General features: G+C 60.6%; 3 protein-coding genes and 1 pseudogene. All 4 read left to right on the top strand.

Annotated features, from left to right (window positions below):
- Nucleotides 1-458: 458 nt before the first annotated feature.
- A pseudogene (locus EOA24_RS43465) lies at nt 459-984 on the top strand (hypothetical protein); the annotation flags it as partial.
- Between the two features lie 47 nt (nt 985-1,031).
- Entirely contained in the window at nt 1,032-1,439 is a 408-nt protein-coding gene (locus EOA24_RS32610) for a transposase (protein ID WP_189354415.1), read from the top strand.
- Nucleotides 1,436-1,780, top strand: a complete 345-nt coding sequence (gene tnpB / locus EOA24_RS32605; RefSeq protein ID WP_023693549.1) for an IS66 family insertion sequence element accessory protein TnpB — start codon at nt 1,436-1,438, stop codon at nt 1,778-1,780. The genes EOA24_RS32610 and tnpB overlap by 4 nt, the downstream gene beginning before the upstream one ends.
- Nucleotides 1,781-1,856: 76 nt before the next feature.
- Nucleotides 1,857-2,996 (top strand): IS66 family transposase (locus EOA24_RS32600; RefSeq protein WP_127410508.1); only part of this gene is annotated, 1,140 nt, incomplete at its 3' end.

Here is a 2,996-nt window from a genome sequence, read left to right as displayed (position 1 = left end):
CCGCACGCGCGCGCATCCGCAGTACCGCTGGCCGCGACAGGCATCGGCTTGACAATCGCTCCCCGAAAGGGAACCGCTTCGGTCGTGAGATTGAGACCGCGGGATAGTCGATTGGCATTCCGGCCCTTCCTTGTTAACCGTTGCCGATTGGCGTCAAATCGGCGTAAAGAGCGGCGGCAGGATCGATCTGCAGTTGCCCCTCAGTCAATGTTGCTACCCTTCAACAGCAACGGCGATGCCAACCCCGCTCAAGCCGATTAAGCTTCTGATTACGCTTGATGAATTCGATGGTCGCAGCCGACTGCTGGTGTTCTAATCCGACACCACTGTCAGAAACCAGACAAGATCCGCGGTGTTGTCACGTTAAGTCCCTCTGCCTAAGAAGCCTTGAGGCGTCTTTAGTTTTCAGGCGACGCAGGCGCAATTTTCCCACGCGGCCCAGCGTTGGTCTTCATCCAATTGCCCTGTCGGCTGGTTCAGCTCAATACGAATATCTTGCCGTGGAGGGCATTGAGGCAATCCGTGTCGATACAGACAATCTCGATGCGCTGATCCGCGGATGTTCTCAGCTACGTGGGACCTATGACATTGCTGGCATTACGTGCGCCGGGGACCCGTTCTATGCACGGTTGGCAAGCTCTGCCACTATTTCGAGCTGCCGGGACCGAACCCCACATCCATTGAACAAAATCCGCGTCTTGCTGGTGCGCCCTGTCCTCAATTGCTTCAGCTGGCTTACGGTGTCGATCTCATCACTGAGCACATCAAGCTTGTCATCAGCGAGGAATTGGATCTGCGCAGAAGGCATAATAAACAACGCGGCTGATGCGGTATCTAGTTCCTGATCGCGATGGCACCCTCGAATGGATCGGTGGCGACAGTCAGGCGGCTGCTATACTAGGTGCCGCCGAGGTCAATTTTTATGTTCAACGCGAGACGCCGATGGTCATAAACGGCGATCGGCGAGACTACATCGTAAGCGCGTAGGCATCCCCACGTAGCGTGCAGGCGGTTGATCGCTCATTTTCAGCATGAATCATGCGGAGAATCCTGTGAGCGACAGTATGAGCCATCATCGAACATTCGAGATTTTAACGGCAGAGCCTGTGCCGTCCCGACGCAAGCCGCGCCATCGGTCGGACGAAGAGAAGGCACAGCTTGTCGCCGAAGCGTTCTCGCCAGGGGGCAATGTGTCGGCGGTTGCGCGTTCCGAGGGGCTGGACCCCTCGCAGCTCTATGCGTGGCGCCGCAAGGCGCTTTCGTCGAGCATGGTTGCGCCACTGACGGAGGGAGCGAGCAAGCCGGCGAAGTTCACGCGCTTTGAAGCGGTGGGCAGCGACACGGTGGAAATCGTCATTGGCGACGCAGTGGTGCGCGCCGGCGGCGATGTCGATCCCGATCGCCTGGCGAGGATCATCCGCGCGGTTCGTAAGGCATGATCGCGTCCGGTGTGGTGGTTTACGTGTCGTGCCAGCCGGTCGACTTCCGCAAGGGCGCGGCATCTTTGATGGCGCTGGTCAGGGACGGCGGCCTGGACCCGTTCTCGGGGGCGCTTCACGTGTTCCGCTCGAAGCGTGCGGACCGGGTTCGCATCGTGTGGTGGGACGGCAGCGGGGTTTGTCTTTATTCGAAGACTCTGGAAGATCACAGCTTCTGCTGGTCTGCGATATCGGCCGCGCGCATGCGTCTCGACCACGCCCAGTTGATGGCGCTTCTGGCCGGACTGGATTGGAAAAAGATCCGTCCGGCCAGGGTCAGGCGGCCGTTATCGACGGGCTGAAACCGGCCTGCGGCAAGATGAATCATGCGGCTGGAACGGTTGGGAAAGCGGCTGTTTTTGTGCTCTGTTGCTTGCCATGGTTCTACCGGGTCTTGCCCTTCCCGACGACATTGATGCGCTGAAGGCGATGATCCTTTCCATGGCTCGCGAGCAGGCTGCAAGCGAGGCCCGGATCGCAGTCGCCGAAGTTCGGATCGCAGCATCTGAGGCGGAGGTCGCCCGGCTGAAAGCTGTCGAGAAAAGCGCCAACGAGCGGATCGCCAATCTCACGTCGATCCTGAAAGTTTTACAGCGCACGCAACATGGCACGCGTTCCGAGCGGCTACGCCTGGCCATCGACGACGAGCAGGCCTCCTTTGCCTTCGAAGAGGTCGAGACCGGCCTTTCGGAAATCCGGAGCGAACTCGACCGCGCGGTCGGGAACAAGCCGAAGCGCGCCCCGCGTCCGCGCAAGGGTTTTGCTGCCCACCTCGAACGCATCGAGGAGGTCGTCGAGCCGGAAATCCCGGGCGACTGCGAGGGGCTGGAAAAGGTTCTGATCGGCGAGGACCGCTCCGAGCGGCTGGACGTCGTGCCGCCGAAGTTCCGGGTCATCGTCACGCGCCGTCCCAAATACGCTTTCCGGGGCCGTGACGGCGTGGTCCAGGCTCTGGCGCCGGCGCAAATCGTTGAAAGCGGCCTGCCGACGGAGCGGCTGCTCGCCTACATCGCCGTGTCGAAATACGCCGACGGCCTTCCGCTTTACCGGCAGGAGGCGATCTATCTGCGCGACGGTGTCGAGATCAGCCGGTCGCTGATGGCGCAGTGGATGGGGCATCTGGGCTTTGAATTGCAGATGCTCGCCGATTACATCCTCGAGCGTGTGAAGGAGGGCGAAAGGGTCTTCGCCGACGAGACGACCTTGCCCACCCTTGCCCCCGGTTCCGGGAAAACCACGAAAGCCTGGCTATGGGCCTACGCTCGGGATGATCGACCCTATGGCGGAACCAGTCCGCCAATGGTTGCCTATCGTTTTGAAGACAGCAGAGGCGCAGATTGCGTGGCGCGCCACCTCGCTGGGTTCAGCGGTATGCTGCAAGTGGATGGCTACTCGGCCTATACCAACCTGGTCAAGGCACGGGCCAAAGCCGGCAGCAATGAAACAATCCGGCTCGCCGGGTGCTGGGCTCACCTGCGGCGCAAATTCTACGACCTGCACATCAGCGGGGTCTCGCAG

Source organism: Mesorhizobium sp. M2A.F.Ca.ET.039.01.1.1 (genome assembly GCF_003998035.1).
Lineage (GTDB): Bacteria > Pseudomonadota > Alphaproteobacteria > Rhizobiales > Rhizobiaceae > Mesorhizobium.
Note: the sequence above shows the minus strand (reverse complement) of the source record. Positions and strands in the feature narration are given on the sequence as shown.